Here is a 16193-nt window from a genome sequence, read left to right as displayed (position 1 = left end):
TTCATGGGGTTCCCGGGACGACCAGACCGGATTCGTAAGCGAGAACGACCAATTGGGCTCGGTCGCGAGCGTGGAGCTTGGTCATCGCTCGGTTGATGTGGGTTTTCGCGGTGTGCGGACTGATCACCATGTGCAGGGCGATCTCGTCGTTGGACATGCCCTGCGCGACGAGAACGACCGCCTCGCGTTCGCGGGTGGTCAGTTCGTCCAGGGCGGCGCCGGGGCTCGGTGTGCGGGGCTGGGTGACGTAGCGGTGGATCAGTCGGCGAGTGATCGAGGGCGCGAGCAGTGCGTCGCCACGGGCGGCTACGCGGATGGCGTGGAGGAAGTCCTCCGGTTCGATGTCCTTGACGAGAAAGCCCGCGGCGCCGGCTCGCAGCGCGTCGAAGACGTATTCGTCGAGCCCGTAATTGGTCAGGATGACGACGTGCACGCCGGACAGTGCCGGATCGGCGGCGATGTGGCGGGTGGCCTCGATGCCGTTCACCACCGGCATCTGGATGTCGATGAGCGCGATGTCGGGCAGATGCGTGCGGGCCAGCTCGACACCTTCGCGGCCGTCGGCGGCTTCGGCGACCACCTCGATGTCGTCCTCGATGTCGAGGAGTGCGCGGAAGCCACTGCGAATGAGGGGTTGGTCGTCGACCAGCAGAACGCGAATCATGTCCTGTCCACCGGCAATTCGGCATGTACGGCGAAGCCGCCGCGGGTTCGCGGCGCGGCGTGGAGGTGGCCGCCGAGCGCGGTGACACGTTCGCGCATACCGAGCAGTCCGACGCCGGGAACCGAATCCGATGTGGGTTGCGCGCTGCCGTCGTCTTCGATATCGACGACGAGACTGTCCGGGCGGTAATCGATGCGGACGGTGGCGCTCGTGGCGGCAGCGTGGCGGGTGACGTTGGTGAGCGACTCCTGCACGATCCGATAGACGGTCCGGTCGACCGCGACGGGCACGTTCTGCCGCGCACCCTCGACCGTGAGCGTCGCGTCCAAGCCCGCGATGCGGACGCGCTCCACCAGCTCGGGGACGTGGGCGAGGCCGGGGCGCGGCGAGGTGTCGTCGTCGCGCAGCGCTTCCAAGGTCACGCGCAGCTCGCGGGCGGCCTCGCGACCGGCTTCGCGGATGGCCAGCAGTGCCTCCGGGACCTCTTCGCCCCGCTTGCGCGCCACGTGGACCGCGGCTTCGGATTGCACCTTGATCACCGAGATCTGGTGGGTGAGTGAATCGTGCAGCTCGCGCGCGATGTGCAGGCGCTCCTCGTCGGCCCGCCGTCGCGCGGTCTCCTCTCTGGTGCGTTCGGCCTCGTCGGCTCGCCGCTCGGCTTGGCGCAGCGCTTCACCGGCGGCGCCCGCCGCGATGAGCCACGCGATCTCGAGTGCGTCGCGAGCGCGGGCGAGCGCCTGGGTGGTGTCGTGCAGGGCGGCCAGCGCCGCGAGCGGAAGGGCTGCGAGCACTGCCACCGAGACCAGCACGGTGACCGTCCGATGGCCCGCGCGGACCGCGAAATATACCGCGAACAGGAAGGCGACGGCGGGCACGTCGACGCCGAGTGCCTGGTAGCCCAGTGCACACAATCCGGTCACGACCAGCACCGCCACCGGCGCCCGGCGTTGCGCGACAAGTGCCAGCCCGCCCGCGACCAGCAACGCGTAGCCGAGCCAGTCGAGATCGGCAGGGGAGTGCTGGCGGCTGAGCCCGGTGACCAGAAGCACCGCGGCCACGCCGACGGCGATCACCCAGTCGACGGTTCGGCCCATGCGCAAACCCTAGCCCGCTCGCGGACGTGGCGAATCCCGCGCCCGGATGATCCACCGACTACCACGGACGCGGTATCCGCGCAGCTCCTGCCGCATCGGCGGTAGTCCGTACCGCACCCGCGCCACCTCGAATTGTCCACCGCCGCACGACGACCGAACCCCGTCCGACGCCGACGATGGAACCCGTCCCGATCAGAACCGGCGCCATCATCGAGCGACCGGCTACGCACGACGAGGAGCACCCCATGTCCGTCCGCCCGCTCACCGCGGCGACCACGCTCGCCGACTCTCACGGCATGACCACCGACCGCCTCATCGCGACTTCGGCCGCGTTCCTCGGCCTGGCCGCCGTGATCGTGGGTGGTTGGGCATTGACGCGCACCGGGAATCCCGCCCGATCGTCCATCGCGATCGGTGCGGGCGCGGTCGCGACCGTCGTCGGGGCGATCGGCTTCGCGACCGCGGACGGCGGTCCGGGCACCGGAAACGGCATCGTCGGCGCGGCGATCGCGATCGTGCTCGGTCTGTCCGCCATCGCACTCGGTACCCGGGCCCGCACCCACCGCTGATCGGCCGACGTCAGGTCAGTGTCCGCGGGCGATCCACTCCGCGAGCGAGGGCCGCTCCGTGCCGATGGTGGTGGTGTCGCCGTGGCCGGTGTGGACCGTCGTCTCCTCCGGGAGCGTGAGCAACCGGTCACGGATCGAATCGATGATCGTGTCGAAGTCGGAGAACGAGCGGCCGGTGGCGCCGGGGCCGCCCGCGAAGAGGGTGTCGCCGGTGAACAGGGCAGCGAGATCGGGGAGGTGCAGGGAGACCGAGCCGGGGGAGTGGCCGGGGGTGTGCAGGATGTCGATATCGATGCCCGCCACCGTGATTCGCGCAGTGTCCGCCAAGGATCGGTAGTCGGCGTTCGGGTGGGTCATGCGCCAGAGGGGCTCGTCGCCGGGGTGGAGGAGGACGGGCGCGTCGAGGCGTTCGGCCAGTTCCGGGGCGACGGTCACATGGTCGTTGTGGCCATGCGTGCACAGGATGGCGGTGACCTGACGGTTGCCGACCGCGGCGGCGATGGCGTCGGCGTCGTGGGCGGCGTCGACGACGAGCACCTCGTTGTCGTCACCGATGAGCCACACATTGTTGTCGACGTCCCAGGTACCGCCGTCGAGCGCGAAAGTGCCCGAGGTGACGACTCTTTCGATGCGAGTCACCAGACCACCACCGAACGCAGCACCTGGCCCTGAGCCATCGCGGCGAATGCCCGCTCGACTCCGTCGATGTCGATCCGTTCGGTGACGAACCGGTCCAGCGGCAGTCGGCCCCGGCGGTAGAGGTCGATGAGCATCGGGAAGTCGCGCTCGGGCAGGCAGTCGCCGTACCAGGAGGATTTCAGCGCGCCGCCGTGCGAGAACAAGTCGATGAGCGGCATCTCCAGCTTCATGTCGGGAGTCGGCACACCGACGAGCACGACCGTGCCCGCCAGGTCGCGCCCGTAGAACGCCTGCTGCCAGGTTTCCGGTCGGCCGACCGCGTCGATCACCACATCGGCGCCGAAATCGCCGGTGAGTTCCTTGATCCGCTCGACCACGTCCTCGCTGGTCGCGTCGATGGTCTGCGTGGCGCCGAAATCCCTGGCCCAGTCCAGCTTTCGCTGATCACGGTCGATCGCGATGATCGTGCCCGCACCGGCGAGGCGCGCACCGGCGATGGCCGCGTCACCCACGCCGCCACAGCCGATCACCGCGACGCTGTCGCCGCGCGAGACATTGCCGGTATTCATGGCGGCGCCGATCCCGGCCATCACGCCACAGCCGAGCAGACCCGCAACGGCCGGATCTGTCTCGGAATCGACCTTGGTGCACTGCTTTTCGTGCACGAGGGTCTTGTCGGCGAAGGCACCCACCCCGAGGGCGGGGGTGAGCGGGGTGCCGTCGGTGAGCGTCATCGGGACGCTGGCGTTGTGGGTGTCGAAGCAGTACCAGGGGCGTCCGCGCCGACACGCTCGGCATTCACCGCAGACCGCGCGCCAGTTGAGGACGACGAAGTCACCCTCGGCCACGTGGGTCACGGCGGCGCCCACGGTCTCGACCACGCCGGCAGCCTCGTGACCCAGCAGGAACGGGAACTCGTCGTTGATCCCGCCGTCGCGATAGTGCAGGTCGGTGTGGCACACACCGCAGGCCTGGACGCGGACGACCACATCATGGGGTCCCGGATCGGGAATCACGATGTCGACGGTTTCGACGGGCGCATCCTTCGCGCGGGCTATGACCGCGCGGACGGTGTCTGGCATGCGGACCTCCTCTTGGTTGACGTATCGACGCCAACGCTAGCGGTGCCGTGCGCCCGATCAGTCCGGGATGGGTGGGATCTCGCCCGTCGGCGGGCCGAGTTCTTCCTTGACGTGGTGCTCGACGAGCAACGGAACATAATCGCGGATGTGTACCTTGCCGAACGCGTCGTACACGTGGTGCACGATGTCTTCGAGTTCGGCGGGCGCGATGGTCGGGTACCGAATGATCAACCGCTCGATGACCTCGTCGAGTTGGCGGTTCTCGTGAGTAGTCATATTCCGGGGTTACCCGGAGACGACGTCGATCAACGGGTCGTTGCCTACTTTCGTCGCGTCGGAGGGTTCGGCGACGGTGGCCGCCTTCGACGTGGACCTCCGACAGCTATCCTCGCCCCATGGCCGAGGACTCGTTTTTCCTGGATCCCTCGATCGGTCGACCCACGGGCAAGGTCGGATACTTCGCCGATCAGCGGGGCTTCGACCGATTCGCCGCCGCCTACGTGGACGGCATGGCGCTGCTGCCGAAACCCGATGCGATGGCCGCGATCTCGACCTCCTTCGGACCGGTCCGCGCGTATCGATTCGGACCCGGCGGTGACGTTCCCGTCGTGCTCCTGTCCGGACGCCAGGCCTCGACGCCGATGTGGCGGTCGAACCTGGCGAGTCTGGCGGAGCGGCGCACGGTGTGGTCGGTCGACAGCATCGGCGAGCCGGGCGCGAGTACCCAGCGGCGTGAGCTGACCGACGGGGCCGACCAGGCGGCCTGGGTCGCGGAAACGATCGCGGGACTGGGTGTTTCGCGTGCCCATCTGCTCGGCGTGAGCATCGGCGCGAATCTCGCTGTGCAGACCGCGCTGCACCGGCCCGAGTGCACGGCCTCGATCACCCTGCTCGATCCGGCCAATACCTTCGCGTCGTTGAGCTGGAAGATGATCGTCGTCTCGCTCGGCAGCGCGATCCCGATGATGCCCGCGAGTCTGCGCAACAAGCTGCTGAGCTGGATCTCCGGTGGCGTCCCGGTCGACGAGTCGGTGCCGGAAGGTCGGCTGATCGCCTCCGGAATGAAGGACTACCGGGGCGCGCAGCCGTTGCTGGCGCGCCCCACCGAGGACCAGTTGCGGGGACTCACGGTGCCGACTCTCGCCCTGTTCGCGGGCCGCAGCATCGTCCACGACTCGGCGAAGGCCGCCGCTACGGCACGCCTGATCCCCGGCGCGCAGGTGGAGGTCTGGCCGGACGCGTCGCACGCGATCAACGGTGAATACCCCGAGCGGATCGCCCGGCGATTCGCCGAATTCACCTCGGGACTCTGACGGTCAGTTCGCGCCGCGCTCGACAGAGCGGGTCGCCTTGCCGTCCGGTCCGATTCGCGTCAGTACCGCGCTGATCACCAGACACCCGCTTTCCACGACATCGGTCAGCGGTTGGCGGTATTCGTCGAGCACCCACTTCTGGGCGATGATCACGATGGCGCCGACCAGTCCGAACAGCACCGTCCGCACACTGACTGCGGGATGGGTTTCCAGGTCGACGTGCGGGGTGACCAGGGCCATGCAGATGTCGACCAAGGCGTCGAGAACGCCGTAGTAGGCCCGGTCGACCGCGGGGCTCACGCCGAGGATCTCGAAGAACGCGATCCGGGGAACCCGTGGGTCGTCGCGGATGAGCTGGAAGTACGCGGTCAGGCCGACGCGCACCTGGGTATCGACGTCGGCGTCGGGATCACCGAGCCCGGTATGGATCGCCTCGATCATCCTGGCGGCCGTCTCGCGATACACCTCGAGCAGCAGATCTTCACTATCGGTGAAAGATTCGTAGAAGTAGCGTTTGCCGACGCCGGCCGCCGCGCAGATCGTGGTGACCGTGGTGTTGCGGTAGCCGTCGACGCCGAAGGCCTCGGTAGCCGCTTCGATCAGCCGAGCGCGGCGTTCCCGTTGACGTTGCCCCGGTGCGGCGCCGCGGTAGCGGCGACCGTCGTCGAGTTCGGACGCTGTCACAGTGTCCATTGTTTCAGGCGGCCGCGGCAGGGTGCGCGCGGGCGCTTGATCGTGGATCGCCCAGAACATGTTCTTGCGATCGAACGTGACCCACGCTACGTTACTTCCCGGTACGGGAACGTTGTGGTTCCCGATGGTGGAGGGCTGAACCGAAGCATGATCAAACATCGTGGGCGACTGGCCGCGCTGGCCGCGCTGGCCGCGTCCGTAGTCGTCTTGGCGGGCGCCGTCGCATCCGCGCCGCTCGGGCAGGCGTCGCCGAACGCCGAGGGGCTCGACGCGCAGTTCGTCGCCACTCACAACGGGCCGCAGCAGTACCCCAACGTCTTCATCGAGTGGGACGTGCCGATCACGATGAGTGACGGCACCGTATTGAAAGCCAACGTCTATCACCCGGCCGGTGCGGACGGTCAGCCCGTCGCGGAGCCGACGCCCACCATCGTCAACATGACGCCCTACACCAAGCTGGTCTCCAACCTCGCCGACTCGGCGCTCGCGGTGCCCGGCTTGTCGGACGTGCTGATGCCGGTGCTGCAGAACCTGGACTTCACGCCGTTCGGTTTCAGCAGCCTCAGCGACATCATGCACGCGCTGCCCGGCGGCGCGGCGCGCACCTTCGGCGTCGACCGGAACCTGATCCGCGGCGGTTACACCCAGGTGGTCGTCGACGTGCGCGGCACCGGTTTCTCGCAGGGTACCTGGCAGGTGTTCGGTGAACGCGAGCAGATCGACGGCGTGGAAGTCGTCGACTGGGCGGCGAAGCAGGGCTGGTCCGACGGCAAGATCGGGATGAGCGGCATCTCCTATTCGGGGATCAACCAGCTGCAAACCGCGCAGCGTCATCCCGAGGCGCTCAAGGCGATCTTCCCGGTCGTGCCGGGTAGCGATCTGATCCGCGATGTCGCGGCCCCCGGTGGTGCGCTCGGGATCGGGTTCATCCCGGCCTGGCTGCTCGCCGTCGACGGCGCGAAGCTGTTGCCCGACCTGATGTCGATGCTGAACGGGAAATTCGACTGGGTCTGGCTGCGCGACCGGGTGACTGATCCGTTCACCTTCTTCAACGTGCTCATCGCCGCACTGACCACCCCGAACATCGAGCAGATCCCGCCGGAGATGGCCTCGATCCTCGACGACGAGAGCCCGCTGCGGACCGCCTGGGTCGGCGCGCCCGAACAGGTGCAGGTGCCGACCTTCCTCTACGGCGGCTGGCACGACATCTTCACCTACTCCACCCCGCGCATCTACAACGCGGTGAACGTGCCCGCCGAGCAGAAGAAGCTCATCATGGACGACGTCTACCACGTGACGGTGAGCTCGGGCCTCGGTCAGCCGGGCGCGCCCGCCCCGCTGGAATCGTTGCAGCGCGCCTGGTTCGACAAGTGGCTCAAGGGAATCGACAACGGCATCGATCGCTACGACCCGGTCACGTTGTGGCAGCAGGGAAGTAAGCAGTGGACCACCGACGTCGCCTTCCCCCGGCCCGGCATGCAGCACCGGCGGATGTACCTCGACGCGGCCTCCTCCGGCACCGCGCCGGGCGCTCGCCACGACGGCAGCCTGCGCACCGCTCCCGGTGCCGCACAGCGGCTCTCGGTGGACCCGAGCCTGACCACCATCTGCGCGCGTGACGCCGCACAGGGCACGGCCGGGATTCTTCCGCTCCCCGACGTCTGTTCGAAGGACGCCCGGATCAGTGAGGGGGCCGCGCTCACCTTCACCACGGCGCCGGTCTCGCAGCCGACGAGGATCTCCGGGCCGATCGCCGCACACCTGAACACCGTGCTCGACGCCACCGACGGCTACTGGACGGTGACGGTGAACGATGTAGCGCCCGACGGTACTTCGACAGTCTGGTCACAGGGTCAGCTGACGGCATCGTTGCGCACGATCGACGAGCCCAAGGCGACTCGCTCATCGAACGGCGACTACACCGACCCGTATCCGTACCTCACCCTGGACACTCGTCAGCCGATCGTGCCCGGCGAGCCGACGACGATCGACATCGGCGTCCGCGCCACCGACGGTGTCCTGCTGCCCGGCCACCGCCTGCGCGTCGACGTCTTCGCGAGCAACTTCCCCAGCGGAATCCCGCTGCGCCCGTTGCTGAACGAAAGCGGCCTCCGCACCCAGCACCTCGAGCTGGACCCGTCCCGCCCGAGCTGGATCAACGTCCCCCTGGACACCGATCCCGGCTGGTGACATCCGGTCGACCCCGCCTCCGACCGCGCGACGGATCCTCGATCACGCGGCCTCGAGGCGGGGTTCGCCGTTTATCCTGCGCTCGCGTGTACATCGGGTACTCGAGTCGCATCCGCGCCCGCGGCCGCGGCCAGGTGGGCGAAGGTCACGGCGTCACGCACCGCCGCGCCGCCGTGATCGTTGTTGAAATAGACGTAGCTGTCGGCGTCGGGTGACCAGGTGTCGAGCAGCCGATGTGCCCAGCCGCTCAACGCCTGCTTGCCGTAGGACGGTAGGGGAGTAGCGCGGCCTGCGTGCAGACGTAGATAGGCCCAGTCGGTGGTCCGCCACAGCGGTGTGATCGGCCGGGAATCGCGGTCCGCCCAGGTCAGCGCGGCGTGATGGGATCGTAGGACGGCGCGGGTCTCGTCCGTCCACCACGATTCGTGGCGCGGTTCCACCGCCACTCGCACCGAGTCGGGGAAGCAGCGCAGACAGTTGTCGAGCAGATCGGGGTCCGCGCGCAGGGTCGGTGGCAGCTGGAGCAGGATCGGACCGAGACGCTCGCCCAGCCCCTCGGTCCTGTCGAGCAGGCGCCGCACCGGTTCGGCCGGATCCCGCAATCGCTTGATGTGGGTCAGGTAGCGGCTCGCCTTCACCGCCATCACGAAGCCCGCGGGCGTGCGCTCCCGCCATGCGGCGAAGTTCTCCCGGCTCGGCAACCGATAGAACGCGCTGTTCGACTCCACCGTCGCGAACTCCTGCGCATAGTGCTCGAGCCACTGCCGCACGGGCAGGCCCTGCGGGTACAGCACGCCGCGCCAGTCGCGGTACTGCCAGCCGGACGTGCCGACGTGCATGGTCATTCGGGCCTGCCTCCCTCCGGAGCGCGGGTCAGATCTCCGAACGCAACAGGGGCGCGAGTTCGCTGCTGTAGAAGTCGAGGAACGCGTCCATGTCGGGTCCCGCGTTCATCAGCACCACATGATCGAAGCCCGCGTCGGTGGCCTTGCGTACCGCCTCGACGTAGCGTTTCGGATCATTGCCGCAGACAAAGGATTCGAGCATGTCGTCGACTCGCACGGTGGTAGAGGCAGCGGCGAAGTTCGCGGGATTGGGCAGCTCGCTCATCACCTTCCAACCCCCGGTCGACCACCGGTTCGTCGACAGCGCGGCTTCGGCGCCCTCGCGATCGGTCTCGGCGAAGGCGACACCCACTTCGACATAGCGTGGGCCCGAGCCACCCTCCTGCTGAAAGGTCCGCACGAGTTCGGGATCCGGCTCGGTGGCGAACAGACCGTCGCCGAGTTCAGCGGCGATCTTCGCCGCGCTGGGCCCACCCGCGGCCACCGCGATAACCGGCAGGCTCTCCGGCAGATCGAATACCCGCGCGTCCGACAGCTCCAGGAACTCGCCGTAGTAGCTGCGGTAACCGCCGCGCCACAGCAATCGGATGATCTCGAGCGCCTCGCGCAACATCCGCTGCCGGATCGCCACCGGCGGAAACTCATGGCCCACAATGTGTTCGTTGAGCCGCTCGCCCGAACCGATGCCCAGGGTGAACCGCCCGTCGGACAGCAGCGCCGTGGTGGCGGCGGCCTGAGCGATGATCGCCGGGTGATAGCGGATGATCGGGCAGGTCACGCCGGTAGCCAGCCCGATCTGCTCGGTGCGGGCCGCGATCGTTCCCAGGACGGTCCACGCGAACGGTGAGTGGCCTTGATTATCGAGCCACGGGTGGAAGTGGTCGCTCATCTCGACGAAGTCGAAACCGGCCGATTCGGCCCGAACTGTCTGTCGAACAAGCTCTTTCGGGCCGAAAGCCTCGGCCGCCAACTTGAATCCGAGCTGCATGGCGCACCTTTCGCAGTGGGGTCAGCTGCGGCCGAGAGCGTTGGCCAATTCCTGCTTGTTCATCTTGGAGCGGCCATCGATATTGCGGCGGCGGGCTTCCTCGTAGAGCTGATCGCGGGTCTTGCCGCTGCCCTGGGGCCGTTGGCCGCCCGAACCCTTCGTCTCGCCGTGCTGGGCGCGAGTCTTGTTCACCGTCCGCGCGGCGATCTCCTCGGCGCGTTTCTCGCCGCGGCCACGCTCGCGTTCCGATTTCTTGATGTCCTTGTACTGCCGTTCGCGCTTGTCGCTCCACGCTTGCTGGGGCATGACCTGCTCCTCCTCCGATCGGGATGTCGACTCTGATGGCCGCCTACCCGCAGATTCGCCGAGGAAACAGGAGTCCACAGCAATGCTGTGGCAATCCGCGCCTGGCACACTGTTCTGGTGGGCGCACCGAGCAGGATGGCGAACCGCGGGTGGCGGTGGATCCGCAGCGCGCCCGGTACCTACCTGTGGCTGGCCGCTCTCGCCGTGACCACGGTGATCATCGATCTGCTCCCGCCGGAGGAAGCCAGGCAATGGCTCGATCACCGGTCGACGAACCTGCACCACCTCGGCCAAGATCCCGTGCGTGTGCTGATCACCAGCGCGTTCTGGACCGACGGCAGCGGATGGCTCGCCTACGCGGTGCTGTTCACGATCTTTCACGCCAATGCCGAACGCTGGCTCGGCACCCTGCGCTGGCTCGTGGTCGTGGTGCTCGCGCACGTGGGCGCCACCTATCTCAGCCAGGGCGTGGTGCTGTGGGCGATCCGTAGCGAGGACGCGCCCGAACGGGCGATGTACATCCTCGATGTGGGCGTCAGCTACGCGTTGGCCGGTGTCGCCGCGGTGCTCGCCTACCGGTTCGTGACGCCGTGGCGCTGGGTGTACATGCTCGGGGTGCTCGCGGTGGTGGTTCCGCCGATCTTCCTCAACCGCACGTTCACCGATATCGGGCACGCGAGCGCGGCCGCCATCGGGTTCGCCTGCTACCCGCTGACGCGAGGTCGCGGACGCCGGTGGAATCCAGGCGTACTGCTGAAACGGCGGTTCGCCGCCGAGCGATGATTTGCTTGTTAGTAGCTGGTCAAATCCATTTTCGTATTTGCTCAGGCCACCCGTCGAGGACTGGCGATCGCTGCGAGCCCCGTGCTCACTAGGGTGGGCTGGTGATCTTGCTGGCGATAGGTGTGGTTCTGCTCGGTGTGTTCGCGCTGTGTTTCCGTCAGGAGCGGCGCCGATTCAGCAATGGAGTGTTGCTGCTACTCGGAATTCTGTGTGTCGGCGCCGCACTGATCGGTTCGGGCGTCGAAGGAGCTGCCCTGGGAACTCTGGTCTTCTTCGCGCTCGCGCTGTCGCCGCTGCTGGTGTTTGCCCTGGCCGGGCTGTTGATGCTCAACGGCATGGTGATGTTGCGCCGCGAGGGCGTACGCCTGGCGAATCTGCTGTCCCTCGGTCTCGGCTTCGCGCTGCTGGTTCCGTATGTGTTGTTGCTGATGGCGGTGATCGCCGAGGGGACAGTGTTCGGTGTGTTGCTGCTGGCGGTCGTGCTCGTCGCCGCCTATCTCGGCTTCGTACTGGTCGCGTTCCTGTTGTACTCGGTCGTCTACGGCGGGGTGACCCGTACCGACGACGCCGTCGCGATCGTCGTGCACGGCTCCGGCCTGCTCGGTGACCGGGTCCCGCCGCTGCTGGCGAGCAGGCTCGACCGCGCGCTTGGCATCTGGCGCGCCGCGCACGGCCCGTCGCCGCTGCTGGTCACCAGTGGCGGCAAGGGTTCCGACGAGAGGGTCGCCGAAAGTACCGCGATGGCCGACTACCTGGTCGAGCACGGTGTGCGCGACGACGAGATCCTGCGCGAGGACCGCTCGACGACCACCCGCGAGAACCTCCTGTTCAGCCGGGAACTGCTCGCCCGGCGCGGGATCGACAGGCGCATCCTGCTGGTCACCAGCAATTTCCATGTCCTGCGGACCGCTGTGCTCGCCCGTCAGGTCGGGCTCGACGCCCAGGCCGTCGGCGCCCCGACGGCACGCTACTACCTCCCCAGCGCTGTCCTGCGCGAATACGTCGGGATTCTGGTCGAGTACAAGGTCCTCAATGCCGTGATATGCGCGCTGCTGGTGGCGGCGCCGGTCGCGCTGGCGATCTTCGGTGAAGCCGCTTGACGAATTTAGGTGTTACGTAAAGTTATGGATAGTTGTATCATCGGAGCTACCGAGTAGGACGCAACGTCGCGACCTGGTGTGCGGGTAACCGTGCGCGGTTGATCGAGGAGTACCGATGAAGTTATTTCCTTGGGGAAGAGAAAATCCGGAGATCGATCCGGGCGTGGTGGCGTTGCACGCGCGCAATGTCAGCTTCGACTGGTCCGGCGTCGACCTGCAGTGGATGTCGGCCGAACCCATCGCCAGTCACCTGATCAGCGCGCTGAACATGCTGCTGCCCGAGGGTGAGCGCATGTTCATCGAGACCTATCGCGAGGCGTTGCCCTACGTCAAGGACGAGAAGCTGCGCGAGGACATGCTCGGTTTCATCGGCCAGGAGTCCATGCACGCGCAGACCCACGGCAAGGTGCTCGAGGACGTCTTCACCGCGCACGGCGTCGACGCGGACCCCTACCTGCGGCAGATGGAATACCTGTTCCGCATCTCGCTCGGAGCCCGCGGCGACGATCGCGTCGGCCGCCAGATGCTGGTGGAACGGCTCGCCTTCATCGCCTGCCTCGAGCATTTCTTCGCCTGGCTCGGCGACTGGATTCTCAACGCCGACCTGGAGAAGTTCGGCGCCGACCCGCGAATGGTCGACCTGTTCCGCTGGCACGGTGCCGAAGAGGTCGAGCATCGCAATGTCGCCCACGATGTCGCGGAGTACTTCGGGGTCGGGTACGTGCGCCGGTGCGCGGCGATGACGCTGGTTTTCCCGATCTTCCTCGTGGTGTTGGTGCGTGGGGCACGCTTTCTCGTGCAGCAGGATCCGCAGCTGTCCGATCGGGGCTACACGCGGCTGCTCGGCGGAGTGTTCGCGGCGATGTGGCGTGGTGCGCTGCCCGGCGTTCCGTCGTTGCTGGTGAGTGCGCTGTCGACCTTCCAGCCCGGGTACAACCCGCAATCGGTCGGCTCCACGGCGCAGGCCATCGCCTACCTGGCCGCTTCGCCGGGTGCTCGCGCGGCCGCGTCGTGACCACTCGCGACATCCCGGCCGACCTCTACGGCAAGCGTCGTCACGACCCGGCGATCAGGATCATCGATGCCGTCGCGACCGCTCGGCTGCGCTGGACCGCGCTGGTCAACCGCAATGATCTGCGACCGCGCGTCGACGACCGCCGCCTGCTCGTGGTGGTGACCGAACGCCGGATCGAAGCGCACGACCAGGACGTGGTGAGCCTGCGCCTCGAGGCACCCGACGGCCGGGTCCTGCCCCGCTGGCGGCCCGGCGCGCACCTCGACCTCGAATTGCCGTCGGGCCGGCTGCGGCAGTACTCGCTGTGCGGCGACCCCGCGGACCAACGCGCCTACCGGGTCGCGGTGCGCCGGATTCCCGGTGGCGGCGGCGGCTCGATCGAGGTGCACGACGCACTGCCGGTCGGCAGTCGATTGGTGGTACGCGGGCCACGCAATGCCTTCCCGTTCGCGGTCCCGGGGCACGGATCGCCCTCGCGGCGACTGCATTTGATCGCCGGTGGCATCGGCATCACGCCGATTCTGCCGATGGCCCGGCTCGCGCACCGGTTGGGTGTGCCGTGGACGCTGGTCTACAGCGGACGCAGCCGCGACACCATTCCGTTCCTGGCCGAGATCGAGAGTATCGGCGCGAATGTGGTCGTGCGCACCGATGACGAACACGGTCTGCCCGTCGCGGCGGATCTGCTGACCGGCGTCGGTCCCGGCACCGCCGTCTACGCGTGCGGCCCGACCCCGATGACCTCGGCGATCGTCACCGCGGTGCGCGAGATGCCCGAAGTGGAGCTGCATTTCGAGCGGTTCTCGCCGCCGCCGGTTGTCGACGGCACGCCGTTCGAGATCGAATTCGCCTCCAGCGGCGAGGTGGTCACCGTCGATGCCGACCGTACCGTGCTCGACACCATTCTCGATACGCGCCCCGACCAGCCCTATTCGTGCAGACAGGGTTTCTGCGGCACCTGCGTGGTGCGGGTCCGCTCCGGCGAGCCGGATCACCGCGAGACCGTGCTCTCCGCTGCCGATCGTGCCGAGGGCGCCATGCTCGCGTGTGTATCCCGTTCCCGCGGTGAGCGATTGGTGCTCGACCTGTGAACCTTTTCGGGGACAAATCAGTGGACAGGGAGTCCGACAGATCATGACGAACGACAGCCCACAGCCTGCGAACCAGCGCACCGTCCGCAGTGGTGATTTCGACATCGCCGTGTTCGAATACGGCGACCCGACCGCCGACACCATCGTGCTCGTGCACGGCTGGCCCGACACCCATCACCTGTGGGACAGGGTGATTCCGCTGCTCACCGAGCGCTTCCATGTGGTCGCCTACGACACCCGTGGCCACGGTGAATCCACCCGCACCCAGCGCACCGACGACTTCCGTCTCGACGAACTCGCGCGCGACTTCTACGCCGTGCTCGACGTGGTGAGCCCCGACCGTCCCGTGCACGTACTCGCCCACGACTGGGGTTCGGTGCAGGTGTGGGAAGCGGTGTGCGAGCCGCAGGCCACCGCGCGCGTCGCCTCGTTCACCTCGGTCTCCGGCCCCAACCTCGACCACCTGTCCAGCTGGGCACGTGACCGGCTCTCCCGCCCCACCCTGCGCAATGTGTGGCAGCCGATGACCCAGCTCGCCTCCTCGGCCTACACCTTCTTCTTCATGACTCCCGGGCTGCCGCGCGCCACGTTCAACGCCATCGGCACCGAAAAGGTGTGGCAGCGCGCGGTTTCCCTCATGAACGACACCCCCGCCGCCACTGTGAAGCTCGGCCCGACCTTCCGCCGCGACATGGTCGACGGGCTGCTCATCTATCGCGCCAACATCGTGGCCAGGATGCTGTCCCCGCGCGAGCGCCACACCGAGGTGCCGGTGCAGTTGATCGTGGCAGGACGCGATGTCGCCGTGCGGCCCGCGGGCTACGATGATTCGAGCAAATGGACCGACCGGCTGTGGCGTCGTGATGTTCCCGCCGGGCACTGGATGCCGTTCTCGCATCCGGAGCACCTCGCGACCGCGACCACCGAGCTGATCGACGCGCTCGACGGTGCGGGAGTCTCACGGGGCCTGGCCAGGGCCGAAGTGGGCACTGCGCGCAGGGAATTCGAGCACAAGCTGGTTGTCGTCACCGGTGCGGGTAGCGGCATCGGCCGGGAGACCGCACTGGCCTTCGCGCGGCTCGGTGCCGAAGTGGTGGTCTCCGATGTCAACGAGCTCGCCGCCAAGGCCACCGCCGAGCTCGTCGCATCGGAAGGTGGTGTGGCGCACTCCTACCCGCTCGATGTGTCGAACGAGGACGCGGTGCGCGCGCATGCCGACATGGTGATCGCCGCGCACGGCGTGCCCGATGTGCTGGTCAACAATGCCGGTGTCGGTCAGGCCGGCGGGTTCCTCGACACTCCGTCGGAGGAGTTCGATCGCGTGCTGCGGATCAACCTCGGCGGTGTCGTCAACGGCTGCCGGGCTTTCGGCGCGGCGATGGCCGATCGTGGGCTCGGCGGGCACATCGTGAACCTGTCCAGCATGGCCGCCTACAGCCCACAGCGTGACATGGCGGCCTATGCCACCAGTAAGTCGGCGGTGTTCATGTTCTCCGACTGCCTGCGTGCCGAACTCGCCGACCGCGGCATCTCGGTGTCGACCGTGTGCCCGGGCATCGTGCATACGAATATCGTCGCCACCACCCGCATCTCGGGTGTCTCCGCCCAGGAGGAGGCGGCCGCGCAGCAGAAGTTCGACAAGCTCTACGAGCGGCGCGGCTACACCCCCGACCGGGTGGCGGCGCAGATCGTGAAGGCGGTGCGGACCGGGCGCGACATCGTGCCGGTGACGCCGGAATCGTGGGTGCAGTATCGGATCAACCGGATCGCACCCGGCGCGGTGCGGTTCGCCGCCCGCCGGATGAAGCTGGTCTGAATCGG

17 protein-coding genes are annotated in these 16193 nt (G+C 67.7%); 8 read left to right on the top strand and 9 right to left on the bottom strand.

All coding sequences use genetic code 11. The annotated features are described in order from the left end of the window. Position 1 precedes the first annotated feature (1 nt). The gene (locus NS1_RS24650; RefSeq protein WP_062988164.1) at positions 2-664 is read right to left on the bottom strand and encodes a response regulator; all 663 of its coding nucleotides are present in this window, start codon (positions 662-664) and stop codon (positions 2-4) included. Then, on the bottom strand, positions 661-1758 hold the full coding sequence (locus tag NS1_RS24645) for a sensor histidine kinase (protein WP_062988162.1): 1098 nt from the start codon (positions 1756-1758) through the stop codon (positions 661-663). The genes NS1_RS24650 and NS1_RS24645 overlap by 4 nt, the downstream gene beginning before the upstream one ends. Before the next feature lie 245 nt (positions 1759-2003). On the opposite strand from NS1_RS24645, the gene NS1_RS24640 reads away from it, so the two are divergent. Continuing rightward, positions 2004-2327 carry a DUF6223 family protein gene (locus NS1_RS24640; protein WP_062988303.1) on the top strand — a complete coding sequence of 108 codons (324 nt, stop codon included), beginning with the start codon at positions 2004-2006 and terminating at the stop codon, positions 2325-2327. Between the two features lie 15 nt (positions 2328-2342). Here the strand turns inward: NS1_RS24640 and NS1_RS24635 are convergent, their stop codons facing one another. The 3 genes from NS1_RS24635 to NS1_RS24625 are packed head-to-tail and all read right to left on the bottom strand — an operon-like array spanning position 2343 to position 4324. Beyond that, positions 2343-2969, bottom strand: a complete 627-nt coding sequence (locus tag NS1_RS24635; protein WP_062988160.1) for an MBL fold metallo-hydrolase — start codon at positions 2967-2969, stop codon at positions 2343-2345. Next, positions 2963-4048 (bottom strand): S-(hydroxymethyl)mycothiol dehydrogenase, encoded by a 1086-nt coding sequence (locus NS1_RS24630; RefSeq protein ID WP_062988158.1) that lies wholly within the window; start codon positions 4046-4048, stop codon positions 2963-2965. Before NS1_RS24630 ends, NS1_RS24635 begins: the two co-directional genes overlap by 7 nt. A 57-nt stretch (positions 4049-4105) precedes the next feature. Continuing rightward, positions 4106-4324, bottom strand: coding sequence for a three-helix bundle dimerization domain-containing protein (locus tag NS1_RS24625; RefSeq protein WP_056821259.1), 219 nt, complete (start codon positions 4322-4324; stop codon positions 4106-4108). Between the two features lie 119 nt (positions 4325-4443). Between NS1_RS24625 and NS1_RS24620 the strand changes: the two genes are divergently transcribed. Next, complete coding sequence (locus tag NS1_RS24620; RefSeq protein ID WP_062988156.1) at positions 4444-5361, top strand: alpha/beta fold hydrolase; 918 nt, start codon at positions 4444-4446, stop codon at positions 5359-5361. 3 nt (positions 5362-5364) lie between these two features. Here NS1_RS24620 and NS1_RS24615 read toward each other — a convergent pair whose 3' ends face one another. After that, positions 5365-6045 (bottom strand): TetR/AcrR family transcriptional regulator, encoded by a 681-nt coding sequence (locus tag NS1_RS24615; protein WP_062988301.1) that lies wholly within the window; start codon positions 6043-6045, stop codon positions 5365-5367. 156 nt (positions 6046-6201) lie between these two features. Between NS1_RS24615 and NS1_RS24610 the strand changes: the two genes are divergently transcribed. After that, entirely contained in the window at positions 6202-8244 is a 2043-nt protein-coding gene (locus NS1_RS24610) for a CocE/NonD family hydrolase (protein WP_062988154.1), read from the top strand. A 71-nt stretch (positions 8245-8315) separates the two neighbouring features. Here NS1_RS24610 and NS1_RS24605 read toward each other — a convergent pair whose 3' ends face one another. Genes NS1_RS24605 through NS1_RS24595 form a run of 3 tightly spaced genes read right to left on the bottom strand, consistent with a single transcriptional unit; the run spans position 8316 to position 10383 of the window. Then, positions 8316-9089: a DUF72 domain-containing protein gene (locus tag NS1_RS24605; protein WP_062988152.1), complete on the bottom strand. Its 774-nt coding sequence runs from the start codon at positions 9087-9089 to the stop codon at positions 8316-8318. A gap of 28 nt (positions 9090-9117) precedes the next feature. Beyond that, entirely contained in the window at positions 9118-10077 is a 960-nt protein-coding gene (locus NS1_RS24600; protein WP_062988150.1) for a TIGR03557 family F420-dependent LLM class oxidoreductase, read from the bottom strand. Positions 10078-10098: 21 nt separating this feature from the next. Then, positions 10099-10383, bottom strand: a complete 285-nt coding sequence (locus NS1_RS24595; RefSeq protein ID WP_062988148.1) for a plasmid stabilization protein — start codon at positions 10381-10383, stop codon at positions 10099-10101. Positions 10384-10500: 117 nt separating this feature from the next. Here NS1_RS24595 and NS1_RS24590 point away from each other — a divergent pair, with 117 nt between their 5' ends. The 5 genes from NS1_RS24590 to NS1_RS24570 all read left to right on the top strand — a co-directional run bounded on the left by NS1_RS24590 (position 10501) and on the right by NS1_RS24570 (position 16188). After that, complete coding sequence (locus tag NS1_RS24590) at positions 10501-11166, top strand: rhomboid-like protein (RefSeq protein WP_307619685.1); 666 nt, start codon at positions 10501-10503, stop codon at positions 11164-11166. A 101-nt stretch (positions 11167-11267) separates the two neighbouring features. After that, positions 11268-12266, top strand: coding sequence for a YdcF family protein (locus NS1_RS24585; RefSeq protein ID WP_062988146.1), 999 nt, complete (start codon positions 11268-11270; stop codon positions 12264-12266). 115 nt (positions 12267-12381) lie between these two features. Next, on the top strand, positions 12382-13281 hold the full coding sequence (locus NS1_RS24580; protein ID WP_062988144.1) for a metal-dependent hydrolase: 900 nt from the start codon (positions 12382-12384) through the stop codon (positions 13279-13281). Continuing rightward, the gene (locus NS1_RS24575) at positions 13278-14372 is read left to right on the top strand and encodes a PDR/VanB family oxidoreductase (RefSeq protein ID WP_062988142.1); all 1095 of its coding nucleotides are present in this window, start codon (positions 13278-13280) and stop codon (positions 14370-14372) included. The genes NS1_RS24580 and NS1_RS24575 overlap by 4 nt, the downstream gene beginning before the upstream one ends. A 43-nt stretch (positions 14373-14415) precedes the next feature. Continuing rightward, a complete protein-coding gene (locus tag NS1_RS24570) occupies positions 14416-16188 on the top strand; it encodes an SDR family oxidoreductase (RefSeq protein WP_062988140.1) in 1773 nt (590 codons plus the stop codon). The last annotated feature ends 5 nt before the right edge of the window (positions 16189-16193 follow it).

Origin of the sequence: Nocardia salmonicida NBRC 13393 (genome assembly GCF_001613085.1) — a bacterium.
GTDB lineage: Bacteria > Actinomycetota > Actinomycetes > Mycobacteriales > Mycobacteriaceae > Nocardia > Nocardia salmonicida.
Note: the sequence above shows the minus strand (reverse complement) of the source record. Positions and strands in the feature narration are given on the sequence as shown.

Bases quoted from the DNA above. Each gene is read 5' to 3' on its own strand.
- NS1_RS24650 (WP_062988164.1), bottom strand. From the start codon at position 664: ATGATTCGCGTTCTGCTGGTCGACGACCAACCCCTCATTCGCAGTGGC.
- NS1_RS24645 (WP_062988162.1), bottom strand. From the start codon at position 1,758: ATGGGCCGAACCGTCGACTGGGTGATCGCCGTCGGCGTGGCCGCGGTG.
- NS1_RS24640 (WP_062988303.1), top strand. From the start codon at position 2,004: ATGTCCGTCCGCCCGCTCACCGCGGCGACCACGCTCGCCGACTCTCAC.
- NS1_RS24630 (WP_062988158.1), bottom strand. From the start codon at position 4,048: ATGCCAGACACCGTCCGCGCGGTCATAGCCCGCGCGAAGGATGCGCCC.
- NS1_RS24625 (WP_056821259.1), bottom strand. From the start codon at position 4,324: ATGACTACTCACGAGAACCGCCAACTCGACGAGGTCATCGAGCGGTTG.
- NS1_RS24620 (WP_062988156.1), top strand. From the start codon at position 4,444: ATGGCCGAGGACTCGTTTTTCCTGGATCCCTCGATCGGTCGACCCACG.
- NS1_RS24610 (WP_062988154.1), top strand. From the start codon at position 6,202: ATGATCAAACATCGTGGGCGACTGGCCGCGCTGGCCGCGCTGGCCGCG.
- NS1_RS24605 (WP_062988152.1), bottom strand. From the start codon at position 9,089: ATGACCATGCACGTCGGCACGTCCGGCTGGCAGTACCGCGACTGGCGC.
- NS1_RS24600 (WP_062988150.1), bottom strand. From the start codon at position 10,077: ATGCAGCTCGGATTCAAGTTGGCGGCCGAGGCTTTCGGCCCGAAAGAG.
- NS1_RS24595 (WP_062988148.1), bottom strand. From the start codon at position 10,383: ATGCCCCAGCAAGCGTGGAGCGACAAGCGCGAACGGCAGTACAAGGAC.
- NS1_RS24580 (WP_062988144.1), top strand. From the start codon at position 12,382: ATGAAGTTATTTCCTTGGGGAAGAGAAAATCCGGAGATCGATCCGGGC.
- NS1_RS24570 (WP_062988140.1), top strand. From the start codon at position 14,416: ATGACGAACGACAGCCCACAGCCTGCGAACCAGCGCACCGTCCGCAGT.